Annotated in this window: 25 protein-coding genes; 10 read left to right on the top strand and 15 right to left on the bottom strand. The window is 66.2% G+C overall.

Going from position 1 to position 20,769, the window contains the following annotated elements; translation table 11 throughout:
- The first annotated feature begins 32 nt into the window (after nucleotides 1–32).
- The 4 genes from PKE71_RS00710 (at nucleotide 33) to PKE71_RS00695 (ending at nucleotide 4,028) form a co-directional block, all read left to right on the top strand.
- The gene (locus PKE71_RS00710) at nucleotides 33–542 is read left to right on the top strand and encodes a hypothetical protein (protein ID WP_271185033.1); all 510 of its coding nucleotides are present in this window, start codon (nucleotides 33–35) and stop codon (nucleotides 540–542) included.
- Between the two features lie 46 nt (nucleotides 543–588).
- Nucleotides 589–1,680 (top strand): chorismate synthase, encoded by a 1,092-nt coding sequence (aroC, locus tag PKE71_RS00705; RefSeq protein ID WP_271185032.1) that lies wholly within the window; start codon nucleotides 589–591, stop codon nucleotides 1,678–1,680.
- Nucleotides 1,681–1,800: 120 nt separating this feature from the next.
- Nucleotides 1,801–3,057 (top strand): hypothetical protein, encoded by a 1,257-nt coding sequence (locus PKE71_RS00700; protein WP_271185031.1) that lies wholly within the window; start codon nucleotides 1,801–1,803, stop codon nucleotides 3,055–3,057.
- Nucleotides 3,058–3,239: 182 nt separating this feature from the next.
- The gene (locus PKE71_RS00695) at nucleotides 3,240–4,028 is read left to right on the top strand and encodes a hypothetical protein (RefSeq protein ID WP_271185030.1); all 789 of its coding nucleotides are present in this window, start codon (nucleotides 3,240–3,242) and stop codon (nucleotides 4,026–4,028) included.
- A gap of 39 nt (nucleotides 4,029–4,067) precedes the next feature.
- Here the strand turns inward: PKE71_RS00695 and PKE71_RS00690 are convergent, their stop codons facing one another.
- On the bottom strand, nucleotides 4,068–4,790 hold the full coding sequence (locus PKE71_RS00690) for a TlyA family RNA methyltransferase (RefSeq protein WP_271185029.1): 723 nt from the start codon (nucleotides 4,788–4,790) through the stop codon (nucleotides 4,068–4,070).
- A 55-nt stretch (nucleotides 4,791–4,845) separates the two neighbouring features.
- Between PKE71_RS00690 and PKE71_RS00685 the strand changes: the two genes are divergently transcribed.
- Together PKE71_RS00685 and PKE71_RS00680 are read left to right on the top strand one after the other, a co-directional pair.
- On the top strand, nucleotides 4,846–5,463 hold the full coding sequence (locus PKE71_RS00685) for a TetR/AcrR family transcriptional regulator (protein WP_271185028.1): 618 nt from the start codon (nucleotides 4,846–4,848) through the stop codon (nucleotides 5,461–5,463).
- A 32-nt stretch (nucleotides 5,464–5,495) separates the two neighbouring features.
- Complete coding sequence (locus PKE71_RS00680) at nucleotides 5,496–6,893, top strand: S41 family peptidase (protein ID WP_271185027.1); 1,398 nt, start codon at nucleotides 5,496–5,498, stop codon at nucleotides 6,891–6,893.
- A gap of 4 nt (nucleotides 6,894–6,897) precedes the next feature.
- Here the strand turns inward: PKE71_RS00680 and dxs are convergent, their stop codons facing one another.
- The 6 genes from dxs to PKE71_RS00650 all read right to left on the bottom strand — a co-directional run bounded on the left by dxs (nucleotide 6,898) and on the right by PKE71_RS00650 (nucleotide 12,038).
- Complete coding sequence (gene dxs, locus PKE71_RS00675) at nucleotides 6,898–8,823, bottom strand: 1-deoxy-D-xylulose-5-phosphate synthase (protein WP_271185026.1); 1,926 nt, start codon at nucleotides 8,821–8,823, stop codon at nucleotides 6,898–6,900.
- Nucleotides 8,824–8,837: 14 nt separating this feature from the next.
- Nucleotides 8,838–9,725: a polyprenyl synthetase family protein gene (locus PKE71_RS00670; RefSeq protein WP_271185025.1), complete on the bottom strand. Its 888-nt coding sequence runs from the start codon at nucleotides 9,723–9,725 to the stop codon at nucleotides 8,838–8,840.
- A gap of 9 nt (nucleotides 9,726–9,734) precedes the next feature.
- Nucleotides 9,735–10,094, bottom strand: coding sequence for a tRNA-binding protein (locus PKE71_RS00665; protein ID WP_271185024.1), 360 nt, complete (start codon nucleotides 10,092–10,094; stop codon nucleotides 9,735–9,737).
- 1 nt (nucleotide 10,095) lies between these two features.
- Nucleotides 10,096–10,344: an exodeoxyribonuclease VII small subunit gene (locus tag PKE71_RS00660; protein WP_271185023.1), complete on the bottom strand. Its 249-nt coding sequence runs from the start codon at nucleotides 10,342–10,344 to the stop codon at nucleotides 10,096–10,098.
- Nucleotides 10,345–10,410: 66 nt separating this feature from the next.
- Entirely contained in the window at nucleotides 10,411–11,013 is a 603-nt protein-coding gene (locus tag PKE71_RS00655) for a histidine phosphatase family protein (RefSeq protein ID WP_271185022.1), read from the bottom strand.
- 92 nt (nucleotides 11,014–11,105) lie between these two features.
- Entirely contained in the window at nucleotides 11,106–12,038 is a 933-nt protein-coding gene (locus tag PKE71_RS00650; RefSeq protein WP_271185021.1) for a histone deacetylase family protein, read from the bottom strand.
- A gap of 151 nt (nucleotides 12,039–12,189) precedes the next feature.
- Here PKE71_RS00650 and PKE71_RS00645 point away from each other — a divergent pair, with 151 nt between their 5' ends.
- A complete protein-coding gene (locus tag PKE71_RS00645; RefSeq protein ID WP_271185020.1) occupies nucleotides 12,190–12,900 on the top strand; it encodes a type 1 glutamine amidotransferase domain-containing protein in 711 nt (236 codons plus the stop codon).
- Between the two features lie 21 nt (nucleotides 12,901–12,921).
- Here the strand turns inward: PKE71_RS00645 and PKE71_RS00640 are convergent, their stop codons facing one another.
- The 6 genes from PKE71_RS00640 to PKE71_RS00615 form a co-directional block, all read right to left on the bottom strand.
- A complete protein-coding gene (locus PKE71_RS00640; protein ID WP_271185019.1) occupies nucleotides 12,922–13,344 on the bottom strand; it encodes an SET domain-containing protein in 423 nt (140 codons plus the stop codon).
- Nucleotides 13,345–13,496: 152 nt separating this feature from the next.
- Nucleotides 13,497–14,369, bottom strand: a complete 873-nt coding sequence (locus tag PKE71_RS00635; protein ID WP_271185018.1) for an SDR family oxidoreductase — start codon at nucleotides 14,367–14,369, stop codon at nucleotides 13,497–13,499.
- Between the two features lie 46 nt (nucleotides 14,370–14,415).
- Complete coding sequence (gene lepB / locus PKE71_RS00630) at nucleotides 14,416–15,189, bottom strand: signal peptidase I (protein WP_271185017.1); 774 nt, start codon at nucleotides 15,187–15,189, stop codon at nucleotides 14,416–14,418.
- Between the two features lie 3 nt (nucleotides 15,190–15,192).
- Nucleotides 15,193–15,945 (bottom strand): signal peptidase I, encoded by a 753-nt coding sequence (gene lepB, locus PKE71_RS00625; protein ID WP_271185016.1) that lies wholly within the window; start codon nucleotides 15,943–15,945, stop codon nucleotides 15,193–15,195.
- An 8-nt stretch (nucleotides 15,946–15,953) separates the two neighbouring features.
- Nucleotides 15,954–16,274: a YbjQ family protein gene (locus tag PKE71_RS00620; protein ID WP_271185015.1), complete on the bottom strand. Its 321-nt coding sequence runs from the start codon at nucleotides 16,272–16,274 to the stop codon at nucleotides 15,954–15,956.
- Nucleotides 16,271–16,492 carry a hypothetical protein gene (locus PKE71_RS00615; protein ID WP_271185014.1) on the bottom strand — a complete coding sequence of 74 codons (222 nt, stop codon included), beginning with the start codon at nucleotides 16,490–16,492 and terminating at the stop codon, nucleotides 16,271–16,273. The genes PKE71_RS00620 and PKE71_RS00615 overlap by 4 nt, the downstream gene beginning before the upstream one ends.
- Nucleotides 16,493–16,705: 213 nt before the next feature.
- Here PKE71_RS00615 and PKE71_RS00610 point away from each other — a divergent pair, with 213 nt between their 5' ends.
- Nucleotides 16,706–17,089, top strand: a complete 384-nt coding sequence (locus tag PKE71_RS00610; RefSeq protein ID WP_271185013.1) for a DUF4870 family protein — start codon at nucleotides 16,706–16,708, stop codon at nucleotides 17,087–17,089.
- 16 nt (nucleotides 17,090–17,105) lie between these two features.
- On the opposite strand, the gene PKE71_RS00605 is transcribed toward PKE71_RS00610, so the two are convergent.
- Both PKE71_RS00605 and PKE71_RS00600 read right to left on the bottom strand, forming a co-directional pair.
- A complete protein-coding gene (locus PKE71_RS00605) occupies nucleotides 17,106–17,591 on the bottom strand; it encodes a flavodoxin family protein (RefSeq protein WP_271185012.1) in 486 nt (161 codons plus the stop codon).
- Between the two features lie 101 nt (nucleotides 17,592–17,692).
- The gene (locus PKE71_RS00600; protein ID WP_271185011.1) at nucleotides 17,693–19,450 is read right to left on the bottom strand and encodes an acyl-CoA dehydrogenase; all 1,758 of its coding nucleotides are present in this window, start codon (nucleotides 19,448–19,450) and stop codon (nucleotides 17,693–17,695) included.
- Between the two features lie 184 nt (nucleotides 19,451–19,634).
- Here PKE71_RS00600 and PKE71_RS00595 point away from each other — a divergent pair, with 184 nt between their 5' ends.
- Together PKE71_RS00595 and PKE71_RS00590 are read left to right on the top strand one after the other, a co-directional pair.
- Nucleotides 19,635–20,210, top strand: coding sequence for a cytochrome b (locus PKE71_RS00595; RefSeq protein WP_271185010.1), 576 nt, complete (start codon nucleotides 19,635–19,637; stop codon nucleotides 20,208–20,210).
- A 6-nt stretch (nucleotides 20,211–20,216) separates the two neighbouring features.
- Nucleotides 20,217–20,759 carry a YceI family protein gene (locus tag PKE71_RS00590; protein WP_271185009.1) on the top strand — a complete coding sequence of 181 codons (543 nt, stop codon included), beginning with the start codon at nucleotides 20,217–20,219 and terminating at the stop codon, nucleotides 20,757–20,759.
- The last annotated feature ends 10 nt before the right edge of the window (nucleotides 20,760–20,769 follow it).

Raw genomic sequence — 20,769 nt, 5'->3', positions numbered from 1 at the left:
TTTCGGGAATCTTCTCGTCCTAGATTCACGGTATGAAAGCGCGTGTTACGAGTATCGGACAGGCCTATGCCGCCCTCGGACTCGCGCCCGGTGACGGGCGCGAGGCGGCCAGGTCCGCCTTTCGCGCACTCGTGAAGACCCTGCATCCCGACGTCACTCCCCCGACGCCGCAGACGCTTGCGAGACTGGCGGAAATCGTTGCGGCCATGGACCTGATCAAGGCCAATGCGCCGGTCTGCCTGGATATCGAGATCAGCCGGACCGAGGCGGCCACCGGCGTCACGCGCACCCTGCGCCATGGCGAGCGCCCCGTCCTGGTGCGCATCCCGGCCGGCACACGCGACGGCGAACGCGTGACCGCGGTCGGCGAGCCCGGTACGATCATCACAATCCGCATTGCCGCAGCACAGGAAACCGGTCCGTCCGACACCCCTTCCCTGCTCGACCGGGCGGATCTGGAAGCCTTCATCCACGAATATTCCCGCCCTTCGGCCCATGCCCGCCTGGCCCGCTGGATCCGCAAAGCGCAGTCGGCTGCGTGACGGACGCCTGATCCGCGACTAGTCTGCGCCAAAACGCGGATCGATCATGTCTCACAACTCATTCGGACACCTGTTCAGGATCACCACCTGGGGCGAAAGCCACGGCCCGGCCATCGGTGCCGTCGTCGATGGCTGCCCGGCCGGAATTCCCCTGAGCGAGGAGGATCTCCAGCCCTGGCTGGACATGCGCCGCCCGGGCTCCAGCCGCCATGTCACGCCGCGCCAGGAACCGGATCGCGTGCGTATCCTGTCCGGCACGTTCGAGGACGACCGCACGGGCGGCTCTGTCACCACCGGCACGCCGATCGGGCTGATGATCGAGAATGTCGATGCGCGGTCAAAGGATTATGGCGATATCCGCGACAAGTGGCGTCCCGGCCACGCCGACTACACCTATGACATGAAGTACGGCGTGCGGGACTATCGCGGCGGCGGGCGTTCATCGGCCCGCGAGACGGCCATGCGCGTGGCCGCCGGCGGCATTGCCCGCAAGGTGCTGGGAGACGGGATCGCGATCCGGGCCGCACTGGTCCAGGTGGGTGCCCGTGCCATCGACCGCTCGCGCTGGGACTGGGACCAGGTGAACGAGAACCCCTTCTTCTGCCCGGACGCGGAAACCGCCGCCCTGTGGGAAGCGGACATGGACGCGCTGCGCCGTGACGGTTCCTCAACCGGTGCCATCGTCGAAGTCGTGGTCTCCGGTGTGCCGGCCGGATGGGGCGCACCCGTCTATGGCAAGCTGGACAGCGACCTGGCCATGGCGATGATGACGATCAATGCCGTCAAGGGTGTCGAGATCGGTGCCGGCTTCGGCTCGGCCGCCCTGCGCGGCGAAGAGGCGGCGGACGAGATGCGCATGAGCGAGGACGGTCCGCATTTCCTGTCGAACCATAATGGCGGCGTGCTCGGCGGCATTTCCACCGGCCAGGATCTGGTCGTGCGCTTTGCCGTCAAGCCGACTTCCTCGATCCGCGTTCCCCGGCGCACGCTGGACCGCGACTTCAACGAGACCGAGATCGAAACCCGCGGCCGCCACGATCCCTGCGTCGGCATCCGTGCGGTCCCGGTCGGCGAGGCCATGGCCGCGCTCGTGCTGGCGGATCACAAGCTGCGGCACGCAGGACAGAGCGCGTTCTGAACCATTTTCCGGGTTCGGACGAAAGATGAAGGCCCTGTTCATGCTGGGCTCATCCATACGGGATTAACCTTCGGTCAACCTGGCCGGGTCCGTCCCGGCGTAGACCCGGAGGCGTGTCCCATGACACCACGCAAGCATCATCTGCTTGGCACCGCCCTTGTCGCCCTCGTTCTTTTGCCTGCCACACTGGCGGCGGCCGCGCCTGCGGACGCCCAGCGGCAGGAAAGCGGCAACAGCTATGGCGATCCCGACCGCCGCCAGGCACGCCCCGACCGGGAAAGACGGGAAGCGCGAGACCGGCGCGGCCGCGATCACGGCGAAGCCCGTCGTGAGCGCCGTGACCCGCCGCCCGGAGCCGGACGCGGCGATCGCCGGCGCGACGGTCAGCCGGGCGGACATGACCGCCGGGACCGGGGCGGTGACCGGAACCGCGATGGCCGCAATCCGGGCTGGAATGATGACCACCGCGACCAGCGCAACTGGGACAATCGCCGGGACCGTCGCGATGCCGGCCGTGATCGCGATGGACGTCATCCCGGCTGGGATAATGACCGCCGCGACCGGCGGGGCTGGGACAATAATCGCCGCGACCAGCGCGACTGGGACCGGCGCCGGGATCATCGCGATGCCGGCCGTGACCGGCATGGCCGAAACCCCGCTTGGGATCGCCGCGATCAGCGCCGGGACTATCACGACAATCGCCGGGACCGCCGCTGGGACAATGACCGCGGACGCCGCCCCGGCGCCCATCACGACCGCCGCCGCTGGGAGTATGCCCAGCGCCGCCGCGACTTCTATCGCGACCGGGCCCGCCGCCAGGCGCGCCTGCACTGGGTCCATCACATGAATCGCGGCTGGTCCAACGCCCGCTATTACGGCCATTGGGGACCTTCTGACCGCTGGCGCTATCACCGCCAGTATTACAGCCATGGCTATGAGGGCCGCCGCTTTGCCTATTATGACGGGCTGTGCCGCTATGACCGCAATGGCAGCGATGGCGCCATCGTCGGCGCGCTGCTCGGCGCCCTCGTCGGCGGTGCGGCTGCGGGCGATGACAGTGTCGGCGCCGGCATCCTGCTGGGCGCCGGGTTCGGTGCGGCGCTGGGCAGCAGTCTCGACCGCATGGATAACTGCGACCGGGCGCAATACCACTACGCCATGAACTATGCCTTCGAGTATGGAGAACCCTATTACTGGGCGAACCCGTATTCCGGGGTGCGCGGCACGATTGTCGTTCGCGAGACCTACTACACGGCCGGACGCGAATGCCGGTGGGGCGATGCCGAGATCTACATGCCTGACGGCACCTACAACTACGACCGTGTGCGCATGTGCCGCGACGGCTATGGCGACTGGCAGGTTGCCCACCGCCAGTAGATCTCCCGCTTCGGGCGCATACCGGACGGGGCCGGTTCGCACCGGCCCCGTTTGTGCATGTGACGGGCCTTGTCCGGGGGATTGCGAAACTGTCATCTGCCCGTTCATCCTGGGCTCATCGCCAGCCGCCTAGGATCAGCTGTACATCGGGACAAGGCACTCCCGACGCATGGAGGCACACGATGAAACTGCTGACACCCGCCCTGTTCGCCGCGACGGCCCTTTCGGCAACCCTGCCGGCCGTCGCCGAAGCCCAGTCCTATGGCGCCCGTTCGGGCCAGACCTATCAGGACTGTGAAGCCGGCCGCCAGAACCGGCAGGTTGCCGGTGCGCTGATCGGCGGCATTCTCGGTGCCGTGATCGGCAATGAGCTGGCTGACGACAGCAACAACAACCGCCATGGCCGTCCCGACCGCTGGGACCGCCACGCCCGCTGGGACGATGCCCGCCGCCATGGCCGCGGCTATTACGGCCGGCGCGACCGCCGCTATGAGCACCGCGATCGCGGCAATGCCGAGGAAGTCGGTACGATCGCCGGGGCCGGTGTCGGCGCCCTGATCGGGGCCGGCATCGCCGGCGGCGGGGACTGCGGCAATACCCGTTATCCGGCCAATAATCGCTATCCGGACAACCGCTATCCGGGAAAGCCGGACGGCTATTATGGCGATACCGGCTATTACGGCGACGATCCGTATTATGAGGATGATCGCTACTATGACAGCAATGCCGGCTATGGCGATGACCGCTATTACGACGGCGGCTACGGGTCCTCGGGCGAGCTTCTGGGTGGCCAGCGCAACGAGCCGGCGCGCACCTATTCGGCCTCGTCAACCTACACGACCGTGTCGGCAACCGGCCGGTGCGAGTGGCGCCGGACCCAGAGCGTCGACAGCTATGGCCGGACCGTGAGCGACCAGATCCAGATGTGTCAGGGTGCCGACGGCATCTGGCGTCCGGCCGACACCTATTGAGCCATTAAATCGCGGTCATTTCGAGCTTTCATGCTGGTCTCAGCGGGTGGCGGCCATAAGGTATTCCCTGTTGCCGTCACCCCCTTCGACCGGACTGTCGATGACCGCGCCGACCCTGAAATCCGAACCGGCCTCGAGCCCGGCGCAAACCGTGTCAACGGCGCGCTGGCGATCGGCCTCGTTCTTCACGAGACCGCCCTTGCCGATGGCCGCCCTGCCGACCTCGAACTGGGGTTTGATCAGGGCGATCAGCTCGGCGCTGGGTGCAGCCAGTTCCAACGGCCGCATTATCACCTTGAGCAGCGAGATAAAGCTGGCGTCACAGACCACAAGCGATGGCGGTTCGCTGAACAAATCCGCCTCCAGCGCCCGCGCATCCATGCCTTCCAGGGACGTCACGCGCGGATCGGCCTGAAGCCGTGCGTGCAGCTGATCCCGCCCGACATCGACTGAATAGACATGCCGCGCGCCGCGTGACAGCAGGACTTCGGTGAAACCGCCTGTCGAGGCCCCGACATCGAGGCAGACCCGCCCCGCCGGATCGATATCGAAAGCGTCGAGCGCCGCCACGAGCTTCAGCGCCGCACGCGACACCCAGGGAAACGCCTCCTCCGCCTCGATCCGGGCGCCCGGCGCGATTTTCTGCGACGGCTTGCCGACCGGTTCGCCATCGGCCCGGACCTTGCCCGCCGCAATCGCGGCCTGCGCCCGGGCGCGGGTTTCGAAATAGCCGTGTTCGACGAGGTAGCGGTCAGCGCGCATCGAGGTCCTGCGGATAATAAGTGACTGCGGTCACCAAACTGCGCATCCTGCGCCGATGACCGGCAAGAGAGAAAGCAAAAAGCGGGCGGTTCGCAAAGCCCTCTATGACGCGGCCCTCACGCTGATCGAACGGGATGGCTATGACGCCGTCAGCGTCGACCAGATCGTTGCGGCCGCCGGCGTGGCCAAGGGGACCTTCTTCAACCACTTTCCCGGCAAGGCCGACCTGATCGCCGAATGGTATTCAGATGTCATCGCGCGGACCCGCATCGAACCGCCGGAACTGACCGGCGCGCCCCTGCCCCGGCGCCTGACCGCACTGGCCCTGCGCAGTTCGGATCTTGCAGCAGCATCCCCCCGGATGTGGCAGGCCAAACACATGCATGCGGTTGCCACACCGTCAGTCCAGGCGGCCGAGAGCCTGGCCGATCAACTGGTCGCCGGGGACATTGCGGGGATGATTGCCGCAGCCCGCGATGCCGGCGCGCTTCCCGCATCGACCGACGCCGCCGCCATGGCGGATCTGGTTGTCACGCTGGTGACGGGCTCCATTCGCGAATGGCTGACTTCGGGTCAGAACGGACGGCTGGAAGACCGCGTGGAAAGCCGGCTGTCGCGCCTGTGTGCGCTGGCAGGCTATCAGCCCCTTGCCGGGGAGCCAGAGGATCGCTAAAAGATGACCGCAGTCATTTTTTGAGCTTCCCCATGTCCCGACCTTCTTGCCTTGCTGTCTGTGCAGCGCTGATTCTGACCGCCTGCGGGGAGTCCTCCGCGTTCGCGCAGCCTCGTGAAATTTTCGGCAGCAACGGCACGATCGAGCCGGCGCGCGGCATCTGGCACTCCGCCGAATATGGCTGGATCCTGGAGATCGACGCGGACGGGATCACGCGCTGGCAGGATACGCCCGCCGGGTGCTACGCGACCGCGCAAGACGGTCCGACCCTGATGAGCCAGGTGGAGTATCGCTACATCACGCCGCTGGGCTCAGACCGCGCGAAGTTCGAATACCTGCCCAGCGACGGCAATACGGTTTTCGAACGGCTGGGTGCCCTGCCGGAGACGTGTGGCGCACAGGACCTCTCGGGCCGGCGCGCGACCTTCGATGTCTTCACCTCGATCTTCGAACGCCACTACGCCTTCTTCGAACGCCGCGGGGTCGACTGGCAGGCCCGGGTCGCCGAGGCACGGGCCCGGCTGAGCGACGATATGAGCGATGCGGACGTCTTCGCTCTTCTCGCCAGCCTGATCGAACCGCTGGGCGACAGTCACACCAAGCTGATTGCCGAATTCGACGGCGAGCGTCATCGCGCCCAGTACGGGCTGGGGACCACCCTGCCCATGATCGCCGGCGGTATCGGTGAAACGCCCTGGCTCGTCGGCCTGATCGACCAGACCGTCGGGGAGGTTCTCGATCCGGGCGCACGCCATATCGGCAATGACCGCGTCATAACCGGCATGATCGACGGCCGTGTCGGCTATATCCAGATATTCACCATGGGCGGCTTCACGGACACGCAAACGCCCGGCACGCCGGAATGGGCCGCCGCCGAGCTCGCAGCCCTCGACACAATGCTCGACGAAGCCCTGACCGGCTTTGCCGATGCGGATGCCGTCATACTCGACCTGTCCAACAATCGCGGCGGCTATGATGCCGTCACGCGTGCAATCGCCAGCCGTTTCACCGACACGCCCTTCACCGGCTATACGGTCCGCACCGACTGGAGCGGTGAGCCGGATGCGGTCTACCGCATCGAGCCGCATGACGGGCCGCGCTATACCGGGCCGGTCTATGTGCTGACGAGCGATGTCACGGTGTCCGCCGGCGAGATCACGACGATGATGCTGCGGCAATTGCCGAACGTGACACAGGCCGGCACGGCCACGCGCGGCGCCTTTTCGACCCCGCTGGCCAAACCGCTGCCCAATGGCTGGTATGTCGAGCTGGCGAACGAGATCTTCGCCGACGCCGAAGGCGTGGTGCACGAGGGGCGCGGCCTTGAGCCTGAAGTCGCGCTCGACGTGTTTGCCGGGGACGATCCTGTCGGGTCACACGGCCGGGCTGTCCAGGCGCTCGCCGAGCACGCGCTCACCCACCTCGACTGAGCGGTCAGCTTGCCGCAAGAGCCGCGGCAATGCGTTCAGCGGCGGCTTCATCATGGCCCATCGCCTCGAGCGCACGGGCCGCGATGTGACGGGCGTTGAGGCCGGCCTCTTCATACATGTTGAAGGGCGTGTCCTGGTCCTGGAAGACGTCCGGCAGGGTCATGGTGCGGATCTTGAGCCCGCGGTCCAGCGCGCCCTTCTCGGCCAGCATGTGCAGCACGAACGCCCCGAACCCGCCCCGGGCGCCCTCTTCCACCGTGATCAGCACCTCGTGCTCGCGCGCCAGGCGCAGGATGAGGTCCTCGTCGAGCGGCTTGGCAAAGCGCGCATCGGCAACCGTGGTGGAAAAGCCCTGCGCCGCCAGCGCATCGGCAGCCTTCAGGCTCTCGCCCAGACGCGTTCCCAGCGACAGGATGGCGATCCGTGAGCCCTCGCGCACGATCCGGCCCCTGCCGATCTCGAGCGGCTCGATGACGTCCGGCATCCCGATACCCGTGCCATTGCCGCGCGGATAGCGGAAGGCGGACGGGCGGTCGTCGATCTGCGTCGCCGTTGCCACCATGCGCGACAGCTCCACCTCGTCGGCCGCGGCCATCAGCACCATGCCGGGCAATTGCCCGAGATAGCCGACATCGAACGAGCCGGCATGCGTGCAGCCATCGGCCCCGACGAGGCCCGCACGGTCGATCGCAAAGCGGACCGGAAGGTTCTGGATGGCCACATCGTGGACGACCTGGTCGTAGCCGCGCTGCAGGAAGGTGGAATAGATCGCCGCGAAGGGCTTCATCCCATCGGCCGCAAGACCGGCCGCAAAGGTCACCGCATGCTGCTCGGCGATGCCGACATCGAACATGCGATCGGGGAAGCGTTCGCCGAACAGGTCGAGCCCGGTGCCGCCCGGCATGGCCGCGGTGATCGCCACGACGCTGTCGTCCTTCTCGGCCTCGCGGATGAGCTGCTGCGCGAAGACCTTGGTGTAGGACGGCGGACCGCCCTTCGACTTCTGCTGCTCGCCGGTCACCACATTGAACTTGGCGACACCGTGATACTTGTCGTCGGCCGCTTCGGCGGGCGCATATCCCTTGCCCTTCTGCGTGACGACGTGAACCAGCACGGGGCCATTGTCGCCGTCACGGACATTGCGCAGCACCGGCACCAGCTGGTCGAGATCATGGCCGTCGATCGGGCCAACATAGCGAAAACCCATCTCTTCGAAGAGCGTGCCGCCCATGGCCATGCCGCGCATGTATTCCTCGGCCCGTCGGGCGGCCTCCTCGACATGCAGTGCCTTGGCCACGCCCTTGCCCAGCTTGCGCAGGCTCCGGTAGCTCTTCGAGGAGACCAGCCGCGCAAAATAATGGCTCATCGCACCGACCGGCGGTGCGATCGACATGTCGTTGTCGTTGAGGATGACGATCAGGCGGCCGCCGATATGGCCGGCATTATTCATCGCCTCATAGGCCATGCCGGCCGACATCGACCCGTCGCCGATCACGGCGATGACATTGCGGTCCTCATGCTTGAGGTCGCGGCCCACGGCAAAGCCCAGCGCCGCGGAGATCGAGGTCGAGGCGTGCGCGGCGCCGAACGGATCGTATTCGCTTTCGGCCCGCTTGGTGAAACCGCTCAGCCCGCCGCCCTGGCGCAGGGTGCGGATGCGATCACGCCGGCCGGTGAGGATCTTGTGCGGATAACACTGATGCCCGACATCCCAGATCAGTGTGTCGCGCGGCGTATCGAAGACGTGATGCAATGCCGTGGTCAGCTCGACCACACCCAGACCGGCGCCCAGATGCCCGCCCGTGACCGAGACCGCGTCGATCGTCTCCGCACGCAGCTCGTCGGCCAGCTTGCGCAGCTGGTCGATCGAGAAATTGCGCATGTCGGAGGGCTCTCGGACCTGGTCGAGGGTCGGGGTGGTGAGTGCCATACGGGTCCAGCCTTTCACGAGCGCCGGTCGAGGATGAAGTCGACGGCCTCTCTCAAAACTTCTGCTCGCGCGCCGAAGGGTTCAAGGTGGTCCTTGGCCTGTGCGGCCAAGTGCCGCGAACGGTCTCGCGCGCCTTCCACCCCCAGAATGGTGACGAAGGTGGCTTTTCCTTGACCGGCGTCCTTGCCGGCCGCCTTGCCCATCTCCGCCTGGTCCCCCGTCGCATCCAGAAGGTCGTCCGTGATCTGATAGGCCAGTCCGAGGTCGTGAGCAAATCCTTCCAGCGCCCGGCGGATATGATCTTCCACCTCGCGCAGGATCGTGCCGATCTCGACGGCATAGTTGATCAGCGCGCCGGTTTTCATCCGGTGCATTCGGGTGACGACAGAGATATCGAACTGTTCCGTCTCGGCGCGGATGTCGATCATCTGGCCGCCCACCATGCCATAGGGGCCGGAGGCGCGGGCGAGACGCTCGACCAGGCGCGAGCGCACACTGCCGCGCTGATGGGTGTCCGGGTGTGCGAGGATCTCGAAGGCCGCCGCCTGCAATGCATCGCCCGCCAGGACAGCCGTGGCCTCGTCATAGGCCTTGTGGACCGTCGGCCGCCCCCGGCGCATGTCGTCATCGTCCATGCACGGCAGATCGTCATGGATGAGCGAGTAGGCGTGGATGCATTCCAGCGCGCAGGCTGCGCGCAGGACGCCGCGCTCATCGGCATTCACCAGCCGGCCGGCTTCGACAGCCAGGAAGGGGCGCAACCGCTTGCCCGGCCCCAGCGCAGCATAGCGCATGGCCGAGTTGAGATGCGCTTCGGGACCTTCCGCGCGCGGCAGCAGGGCATCCAGCGCCACGGTCACCCGGTCGGCAGCTTCGTTCAGGCGTTGTTCGAAAGAATCCATTCCGCAGCCCTAATGCATCCGCGCGCCGTTCGGCACGGGCTTGTCCGGCGCCAGAAGGATGATCGCTCCGTCCGGATCGGAGGCCCCGAGAACGAGGATCTCCGACTGGATCGGGCCGATCTGGCGCGGCGGAAAATTGACGACAGCAAGCACCTGACGGCCCACCAGGTCTTCCGGCTTGTAGTGCACGGTGATCTGGGCCGAGCTCTTCTTCTCGCCCAGCTCGGGCCCGAAATCGACCCACAGCTTGATGGCCGGTTTGCGCGCTTCCGGGAACGCCTCCGCGCGCACGACCGTGCCGACGCGGATATCGAGCTTCAGGAAGTCCCCGATCGTGGCGAGCGGTGCCGCCGGCTCCTCCTGCGCCATGTCAGTCGAGCCCGGCCGGTTCGGTGGCCGGCTGGCCGTCCTCGCCCCGCACGATCTTCTCGACCTTCAGTTCGGCGGTCTTCAGCTTGCCCTCGCAATGCGCCCGCAGGGCCGCACCGCGCTCATAGATCTGGATCGATTTCTCAAGCTCGACCTCGCCCGATTCGAGCTGCTGCACGATGCGCTCGAGCTCGGCGAGCGCCTGTTCGAAACTCAGGGTCTCGATGTCGGGTAGCGGCGTATCGGACATGGCTTCCTCTCGTCTCCGGGCAGCATAGAAAGCGGACTCAGGTGCGGCAATGCCGCGATTGCGGGCTCAGCGCGGCCGGTATTCATAACGGCGCCAGGACCAGTAGGTATCACCGCCATCACGGACACACACCCACCCCGCCCCGCGCAATTGCGGACGCAGCATGCGGTTGAACCAGCCATGGGCGCACAAGACAACCGGTCCGGCTGCAGCAGCCTCGATCAGCTGGTCGGCGGCCTGCCGCGCCCGGGCCTCGGCATCGGCACGGCTTTCCCGGCCGCGCGACCAGCCCATCCACCAGGAACAGCGTGCAAACACGCCCCAGGTCTTGGCCATGAAGCGACCCGGCATGGGCGGCGGCGGCAGTTCGGCCTCGATGAAGACCGGATCGATAACGGGCGCCCGGTCAGGTGATACGGCCTGCGCCGTCTCGATGGCCCGGCGCAGGGAACTGGCAAAGACGGTGTGTGATTCTGCAGCAGCCCGGATCAGCGCGTCGGGCGCGGACTGGCCATCGACGAGCCCCGCAGGCTGATACTCATTGTCCCACCAGTCCTCGTATCCGCGCCAGTCGAGCCAGCGCTCGCGATTGGCGTCCGGGCGGCCGTGACGGGCGATGGTGATACTGCCCGGCGACAGGCTCTGGAGGTCATTGGAGGAACGGGTCATCGGGGCCGCACGGGGGAGAGTCAGCCAGCCGGTACGCCCCGTCGTTACCCGCCGGCACTTCAATCCTGTGATGACGGGGAATGCCCGTCCGCTCAGGCGCGGGCAAGCGCGCGGACAAAGGCCGCGGCCGACCGGCCCAGTGCCGGGCAGTCGTATCCGCCCTCCAGCACGGAGACAAGCCGCGAATGCGCAAATTCCGATGCCAGGGCAGCCAGGCGTTCCGCCGCCCAGGCATAGTCCTCGTCGACCAGGCCCAGCCCGCCAAGCGGATCATCCGCATGCGCATCGAAACCGGCAGAGACCAGGATCAGCGCCGGCTGTGTCTTGCGCAGGGCCGGAACCACTTCGGCCTCGAACGCAGCGCGCCAGGCCGCGCCGTCCGTACCGTCCGGCAACGGGACATTCACGACATTGCCGCCAAGACCGGTTTCGCCACGGTGTCCGGTGCCCGGATAGAGCGGCGACTGGTGCAGCGACGCAAACAGGACGCGCTCGTCGCGCTCGGCCAGGCATTGCGAGCCATTGCCGTGGTGCACATCGATATCGACAATGGCGACCGATGGCAGGCCATGGATCTCCAGCGCGTGCATGGCGGCGATGGCGACGGTGTTGAACAGGCAGAACCCCATCGGACGGTCCGGTTCGGCATGGTGTCCCGGCGGCCGCGCCAGCAGAAAGACTGCCCCCTGCCCGTCCCGGATCACCGTATCGACACCGGCGATGGCCCCGCCGGCCGCTGACAGCGCAGCCCGCGCCGACTGGCCGCACACGACGGTGTCCGGGTCGAGCCCGATGAAACCCTCGACACCCGCCTCGGCACAGGCCGTCAGCACGCGATCGACGTGTTCGACGGTGTGAAAGCGCGCCAGCGCCTCGACCGGCGCCTGCCCGGCTTCCGCCCAGACCGTGCCGGCAATCCCGGCCAGGGCCTCACGCACCGCGGTATAGCGGCCGTCATGCTCGGGATGCCCGTCAGGCAGACGATGGGCGAGACTGGCGGGGCTGTCGATGAGGGTCGTCTTCATGGCCATCTGTCCGCTGGCTGCTGCAATCGGCACCCTAGCGGAGACCGGCGTCCTGTGCAGCCGCGGAACGGGACGGCGCTGCAGCCGTTGCGACGCTGAGGGGCGTGATCGCCCCGCACCCAGGCTCAGTCACGACATAATGGAGGCTTCCATGACGTCACGCATTCTCATCCTCACCACATCCCACGGCACGCTCGGCGAGACCGGCAAGCCGACCGGCTTTCACTGGCAGGAGCTGACCGATCCTTACTGGGCTTTCCGCGATGCCGGCGACACGGTCGAGATCGCCAGCGTTCATGGCGGCCAACCGCCGGCCGATCCCGGCTCGGATGACGGCGAAGGCGAGCGCCCCCAGTCCGTGCAGCGCTTCATGGATGACGCAGCCGCCATGCAGGCCCTGAAACAGGCCCGGCCGGCGGCCCATCTGACGCCCGGCGAATACGACGCCATCTACCTGCCCGGCGGCCACGGCACGATGTGGGACCTGCCCGACAGCAAGGCGGTTGCCGAACTGATCGGGAAGGCCTGGGACGCCGGCGCCATCATCGCGGCGGTCTGTCTTGGCCCGGCCGGCCTGGTGGGCGCTACCCTCGCCGACGGCACACCGCTGGTGAAAGGCAGGCGCGTCAACAGCTTCACCGATGCGGAGGAGCGCAAGGCCGGGCTGGACGAGGTCGTGCCCTTCCTGCTGGAAAGCCGCCTGCGCGAGCTGGGCGCCGTGTTCGAAGGCAATGACGAGGCTTTCGGACCTCATGTCGCGCGCGACGGCCGTCTGATCACGGGGCAGAACCCGGCCTCGAGCAAGCCGCTCGCAGACCAGGTGCTGGCCGCACTCAAGAACAGGCAGTCGGAACCGGCCTAGCGCGCCGGAGCCGCGGCAGGTCTAACCGCTGACAGCAGCGATCCGCGGGGCCTGCCGGCGCCGGGCAGGCGTCGGCAGCAGCACGACATTCTCCATGAACTGGCTGTAATCGCACAGAATTTCCTCGCCCTGGGCGATATCCCGTACAGCCACGCCACTTCCGTCAGCCGCCGAAAAGTCGAGGTTCGGCGTGCTGGAATGGTTCAGGAAGCGGGCATGATCGCCATCGAGCAGATAGCCGTTCAGGCCACGGTCGAAATAGGCGTAGCGCTGGATATAGCCGCGATAAACCGGCGGCCGCTCGGCCAGTTGCGCCTCGGTAAGCACGAGATCGGTCGCCGGGTCGAGGGTCCACATCAAGGTGCCCTTGCGGATCCGCCTGGCGGCAAACACGCCCAGCCCTTCCAGCGGGCTGGGTTGAAGATAGGTTTCGACCAGAAGCATGGGTCTGACACTCCGGCCGGTCGCGTCGACGGCCGGCGAGAATGAAGCGGCCGGATCAGCCGACCGCAGAGTGCGACGCTCCAAAATCCATATTGGCGAATTTTCACGCGATGCAAGCGGTATTTTAAACCGGCAGGATCATCGCCCCGGCATCAATGCCCCAGCGTGACGTTCATGATCTTCACGCCCGGCGGTGCCGGCACATCCTCGGGCACGAAGAAGTCGGGCAGGAGCTCGATTTCGGGATCGTAGGAATACTTGTCGAGGTCGCGCTCGCCCTCTGCCCAGAGGAAGGTGTCGTCGATGATGAAATTGCCCGTGAATTCGGCCGCCGGCTTGTTCAGCACGGCATAGGCCGTATCGGCGAGGATCTCCGGCTTGCGGCAATTCTTCATCGCTTCCTCGCCGGCCAGCACGTTGGAGATTGCGGCCGTTGCAACGGCGGTACGGGGCCAGATCGCATTCGCGCCGATCTTGCCCTTGAATTCCTCGCCCCAGCCCAGGATGCACAGGCTCATCTGGTATTTCGCCGAGGTGTAGGCGACATGGGGTCCGAACCACAGACCGCGCATGTCCAGCGGCGGCGCCAGGGCGATGATGTGCGGATTTTCCGCCTTCATCAGATAGGGCAGGCATTTCTGGGTTGTCAGGAAGGTGCCGCGGCCATTGACCTGGTGCATCAGGTCGTAGCGCTTCATCGGCGTATCGGCGGTGCCGCGCGGAAAGATCGCCGAGGCATTGTTGATCACGGCATCGATCCCGCCGAACCGGTCGACGGCAGCTGCAACAGCGGCCTCGACCTCCTCCTCGTGACGGATATCGCATTTGACCGCGAGGGCCTGCCCGCCGGCTTTCTCGATGGTCTCGGCAGCCGTGTGGATCGTCCCTTCAAGGCGCGGATCCGGCGTATCGGACTTCGCAGCGATAACGATATTGGCACCGTCACGCGCACAACGCTCGCCGATCGCCAGGCCGATACCGCGGCTGGCACCCGTGATGAAGATCGTCTTGCCCTTGAGGCTCATGGCCCTGTCTCCCCGGCTGGATGTATCCGGAGAGGTTAGAGCGCGGCTACAATCCGCGCCAGACCCGACCGCGCGGGCAATACAGCCCGTCTTCGTGCCGGCACCGTTCGAACGTGTAGAGCACCGTCTCGGCCCGGCCGACAATATTCTCGAAACGCACGAAGCCCGGCCCTTCCGGCGCACGGCTGTCGGCGGAATTGTCGCGATTGTCGCCCATGACGAAGACGTGGCCCGCCGGCACGACTTCCGGCCCGTACTCGTCCAGCCAGTTATCGTCACCACGCTCGTAGATCGGATGCGTCCGGCCGCCGGGCAGGCGCTCCTCGTACAGGCGCACGCGCACCGCATCGCGCGGATCCGCATTCTCGCGATAGGTCCGGGCCTCGATCAGGGTGCGGTCGACCTGCGCGCCATTGATGAAAAGACGGCCCTCGCGCATCGCCACGATGTCGCCCGGCACACCGATCACCCGCTTGATCAGGGTCAGATCCTGGCGGTCATCCCACAGCACCACGACATCACCACGCCGCGGGCTGCCCCAGCCGATACGGCCGTCCCAGTTCTCCGGCAGGAGGCTGCCCAGTCCCAGCGGCAGGGTGTGGCGCGAATAGCCATAGGCCCATTTCGACACCACGATCCGGTCGCCCACCTCCAGCGAGGGCTGCATGCTTTCGGACGGAATGTAGTAGGTCGCAAAGGCCAGCGAAGTGAAGCCGAACCACACCGCCGCCACGCCGGCGAACATGTTCACCGCCTCGCCGACCTCGGCCCCGACCCGGGCGGCCCGGATACGCAGACGCCGGAGCGAGAATTGTTTCATGACCTAGAGACCGCGCCAGACCCGCCCGCGCGGGCAGTACAGCCCGTCTTCGCGGCGGCAGCGTTCGAAGGTGAACAGCACCGTCTCCGCCCGGCCGACAACATTCTCCAGCGGCACGAGGCCCGGCCCGTTCGAGGCCCGGCTGTCATTGGAGGCATCCCGGTTATCGCCCATCACGAACACCGTACCCGGCAGGATTGTCACCGGCCCGTAGCTGTCGAGCTGGTAGTTGTCGCCGCGCTCGTAGATCGGATGATCCCGGCCGCCCGGCAGGGTTTCCTCGAACAGGGTCGCCGTGACGATATTGTCGCGCGGGTGATCCCGATAGGAGCGCACTTCGACCAGTTCGCGCGGCACCGGCTCGCCATTGAGGTAGAGCTGGCCCTGGCGCATCTCGATCACATCGCCCTCGATGCCGATGACGCGCTTGATCAGATTGCGCGGCGGCGACTGGCGCTCATCGCGGAAGACGACGACATCGCCGCGCTGCGGATTGTGCCAGGCCACACGGCCATTCCAGCTGTCCGGCAGCATGTAGCCGATGCCCAGCGGCAGGGAGTGGACCGAATAGCCATAGGCCCATTTGGACACCAGCACCCGGTCGCCGACTTCCAGCGAGGGCTGCATGCTTTCCGACGGGATGTGGAAGGCAGCAAAGCCGAAAGTCACCAGCCCCAGCCAGACAGCTGCCACGCCGGCGACAAAGCGCACGGTTTCCACAATCTCGCTCGCAGCCCGGCCTGCCAGGCGCTTCATCAAGGCACTCATTTCAGTTTTACCGCCGTTCCGTAGGCCAGAATTTCCGCTGCCCCTTCCATCACCGACGAGGTCGACAGGCGGACCGTGACGATCGCGTCGGCGCCGAGTTCCTCGGCGTGTTTCGCCATCCGGTCGAGCGCGGTCTCGCGCGCTTCGGACAGAAGGTCGGTGTATTCGGGAACTTCACCGCCGACGATATTGCGCAGGCCCGCAATGAAATCGCGGCCGAAAAAGCGGGCCCGCACGACATTGCCGCGCGCGATACCGACCACACGGTCGATCTCGCGGCCCGGCACGGCATCCGCCATGGTGACAATCAGGCTCATTCCTCGTCTCCGTCTTCGAACACGATCCGGTTCTCCCGTGCGCGCAGGAACATGATCGCCACGCCGGCAGCCGGCATGCCTGTGACCAGCAGCCAGAAACCGCTCACCGGGTAGGGCAGATACCAGCGGCCGATCAGTCCGGCTGCCAGCAGAATGCCATACCCCGCGATCCCGCCGAGAAGCAGGACGATACCGGCATGGTCCAGGAAACGCGCCAAGGGCACCCGAACACCTCCCGTGCTCACGCATCAGCATTCCGAATACGTCGAAACGCCGTCACAACCAAGGCTTGGGCGCGGAGATGACAGCATTTTCAGCCTGCCGTGGCATCGCCGCCGCAGCCAGGCGCCGCGAAGACAGGGGACGGCAAGGTGTCGCATCCCCCTCTCCATGCCGCGCTTTGGCCATCTTCATGGAAAAAGATCAGTGCCATGAACCAGACGATCTATGAACCGACCTCGACGCCGGCTGCCGACCGGGATGACCGCCTTCTGGCGGGGCTGAACTATGCCCTGCTGATCGTCGGCAATATTATCGGCGTATCCAGCCTCGTCGCCGTGATCATCGCCTATGCCCGCCGCGACGGCTCCCCGCACTGGCTGCAATCGCACTTCACCTACCAGATCAAGAGCTTCTGGGCGGCCATCGTCGGCATTGTGGCCTGTACCGTGATGGTGCTCACGGTGATCCTGGCGCCGTTCGGCCTGATCGGCTTTGCCCTGATCTGGGTCTGGATGCTGGCGCGGTCGATCGTGGGCCTGGTCCGCCTCGTGGACGGACGCGGCCACCCCGACCCGCACGGCATGTGGATGTAGGGCGGGCCGGCCTCCGTCAGCCGGAACCGGCGTGACGTTCCAGAACCAACGCAAAGGCCGCGACCTTCTCCGCCATGACGGGTTCGTCGAGATCGGCCTTGCGGGCCACAAGTGTTGCCGCTGCAGACTTGCCGATAATGTCCTCCATCTCCGCCAAGGCCCCTTCGGCCGGCGAGCCCTGATGGGTCAGGAAGACCGCCGTACGCGGCAATCGCGAAACGGTCTGACGCAGGAAACGGCGCACGGGCGGCGCAGGGTGCGAGGCCCATATCGGCCCGCCCACAACGACCAGATCGTAAGCAGTCACATTGCGGGCCAATGGCTCGATGGGCGGCAGGTTGTTGCGCAGGCTGTCATACACGGCCCGGATCATGCCCCACGCACTCCGCCCATAACGGGTACAACCAATCTCGGCGAGATCGGCGTTCATCTGGTCGGCTATCATCTCGGCCACGGCCCGCGTGGTTCCGGTCAGGGAATAGTAGACAACAAGGGTTTTCATGGCGGCATCTCCGCAAACCTGCCCGCAAGCATTGCGGGCCGTTGCCGCCGTCGCATTGACTTGGCGCAAGACATCAAAAGGGGACAGATGTCCCCTTTTGATCAGACGCCGAAGCCCACCTCGTCGATCATCTCCGAACCCATGGTGACGTCGTCGACGCGCGACGGCGCCAGCGTCATCACCGCTTCGGCATAGAAGTTCGCCAGCGCGATCCGCTGTGCCGCGAAGGCGGGGTCACCGATATTCTCCTTCTGGCGCCGGCGGGCTGCGACGGCCCCGACGCACAGCAGCCAGCCCCCGATCGTCTCGCCCGCCAGGGTGAGGAAGGGCGTGGCACCGGCCAGCCGGTCCTTCATGTCGACCTCCTTGAGCCAGTCGACCGCTTCACGCATCGCATCCAGACTGTCCTGCAGGCGATCGCCGAGCGGCGGCAGGTCCGGGTGTGACGAGGTCGTGCAGGCCTCGATGGTCTGCCCGATATCCGAGAACAGCTCGTCAAAGGCCGCGCCGCCATCCATGTTCAGCTTGCGGCCGACCAGGTCAATCGCCTGGATGGCATTGGTGCCCTCATAGATCGGCGTGATGCGGGCGTCGCGCAGATGCTGGGCCGCACCGGTTTCCTCGATATAGCCCATACCGCCATGGACCTGGACGCCCAGCGAGGCGACCTCGACACCGATATCGGTCGACCAGGCCTTGGCGACCGGCGTCAGCAATTCCTCGCGGCGCTTGGCCGCGGCGCGCTCGTCGGCGTCCTCTGCGTGCTCGGCCATGTCCGTCGCCACGGCGCAGGACACGCAGATGGCCCGCGAGGCCGCGATCTTGGCTTTCATCAGCGACAGGGTGCGCTTGATATCCGGGTGATGGATGATGGCGTGCGGCGCCGGGCCCTCGGTATCGATGGCACGGCCCTGCTTGCGGTCCTGGGCATAGGCCAGCGCCTGCTGGAAAGCGCGCTCGGCGATGCCCACCCCCTGCACGCCGACATTCAGGCGCGCCGAATTCATCATCGTGAACATGCAGCGCATGCCGGCATTTTCGCCGCCGATCAGCCAGCCGGTCGCGCCGGTATATTCCATGGTGCAGGTCGGCGAGCCGTGAATGCCCAGCTTGTGCTCGACCCCGATGGCACGCAGATCGTTGCGCGACCCGTCCGGCAGGATTTTCGGCACGATGAAGAGCGAGATACCCTTCGTACCCTCGGGCGAGCCCGGCGTCCGCGCGAGCACCAGATGGATGATGTTCTCCGCGCAGTCGTGTTCGCCCCAGGTGATGAAGATCTTCTGGCCGGAGATCGCCCAGCTGCCGTCCGCATTCGGTTCGGCCCTGGTGCGCAGCGCGCCCACATCCGATCCGGCCTGCGGCTCGGTGAGGTTCATCGTGGCCGACCACTCGCCGGTGAGCAGCTTGCCCAGATACAATTCCTTCTGCTCGTCAGTGCCGTGAGCGATCAGCGCCTCGATCCCGCCATAGGTGAGCATCGGGCCGAGACCGAAGGACAGGTTGGCGCCCTGGATCATTTCCAGCACGGCCACGCCCAGCGCGCGCGGCAGACCCATACCACCCAGCTCCGCCGGGAATTGCAGCCCCTGCCAGCCGCCTTCGACGAACTGCGCATAGGCCGCCGGAAAGCCGGTCGGCGTGGTGACGGCACCATTCTCGAGCTTGCAGTGCTCGGCATCGCCCACGCGGTTGAGCGGCGAGAGCACATTTTCCGCCAGCTTGGCGGCCTCTTCCAGAATGGCCGCCGTCAGATCGGAGGTGAAATCCGGGAAGGCCCCCGTCGCCTTCAGCCCCTCAACAGCTGCAACTTCTTCCAGCGTGAAGCGCAATTCATCCAGCGGTGCGCGATATGTCATGGCCGACCTCCGTCATCATTTTTTTGTGGCCGGAACATAACCTGCCTTCCCGCCGATGCGAATCCGGAAACAGTGTTTTGTCCAGCCCGCGACGTTGTGTGGCTTTTCGGACGCGCAGGCAGCGGGCATATACTGTGACAAGTGCCGCCCGGCCGGGCGGAAAGCCCCTGGGGGAGCCCGAACCATGACCGACACGCCACGCTACACCGCCGTCGCCATCACCCTTCACTGGATCCTCGCAGCCCTGCTGCTCGGCATGGTGTTTTTCGGCTGGTACATGGAAGACCTGCGCGAAGGCCTGTTTGCCGGCACAGTGCCGCTGGAAGAGGTGCAGCAGGCCTATAATCTGCACAAGACGACCGGCATGGCGATCCTGGTCCTCTCGCTTGTCCGCCTGGCCTGGCGCCTGACCCACAAGACCCCGGGCATGCCCGAAGGCATGAAGCCCTGGGAGAAACTCGCCGCCCATGCCGTGCACTGGGCCTTCTACGTGCTGATGATCGGCATGCCGATCATGGGCTGGATTTCCGCCTCCGCCTCGGAACTGCCCTCTTTCCTGTTCAACAATCCCGACATGCCGCTGCCGCGCCTGCCGGTTCCCCAAAACGAGAGCCTGCACGAGGTGTCCGGCTCGATCCACGGGGCCGGCGGCTGGCCGATCCTGATCCTGTTCGGCCTGCACGCTGCAGCGGCCCTGAAACACCAGTTTTTCGACCGCGACGGGCTGCTCGCCCGCATGATCCCGGTCCTGAAAGGATAAGCCCCGATGCTGCGTTACGCGTTTCTTCTCCCGCTGGCCCTCGCCGCCGCTCCGGCGAGCGCCCAGTCCTGGCAGGTCGACAGGGCCGACAGTTCCGTCGGCTTCGAGACGACAGTGTCCGGCGGTGCGGTGACAGGAGAGTTTTCGGACTGGACGGCCGAGATCGTGCTCGACCCGGCCGATCTGGAAAACGCCTCGATCTCGGCCCGGGTGCTCACCTCCAGCGGCACGACCGGCAATGGCCAGATGGACAGCTCCATGCTGTCCGATTCCGGCCTGAACCCGTCGGAATACGAGGCCGCCACCTTTGTCTCCGAGGATGTCCGGGCAACGGATGAGGGCTATGAAGCGCACGGCACGCTTGCCATGGCCGGAACCGAGCGCGACATCGTGCTGCCCTTCACCCTGGCCATCGACGGCGGCCGGGCCGTCGCGGACAGCCGCTACACACTCGCCCGCGCCGATTACGGCGTCGGCTCGTCCAGCTGGGGTTCGGCCGCGGCCGAAGTGACCCTCGTGCTGCATATCGAGGCGGATGCGGCCGAGTAGGCTTGCGTCG

Source organism: Maricaulis virginensis, from assembly GCF_027922185.1.
Taxonomy (GTDB): Bacteria; Pseudomonadota; Alphaproteobacteria; order Caulobacterales; family Maricaulaceae; genus Maricaulis; species Maricaulis virginensis.
This window is presented reverse-complemented; position numbering and strand designations above follow the sequence as displayed.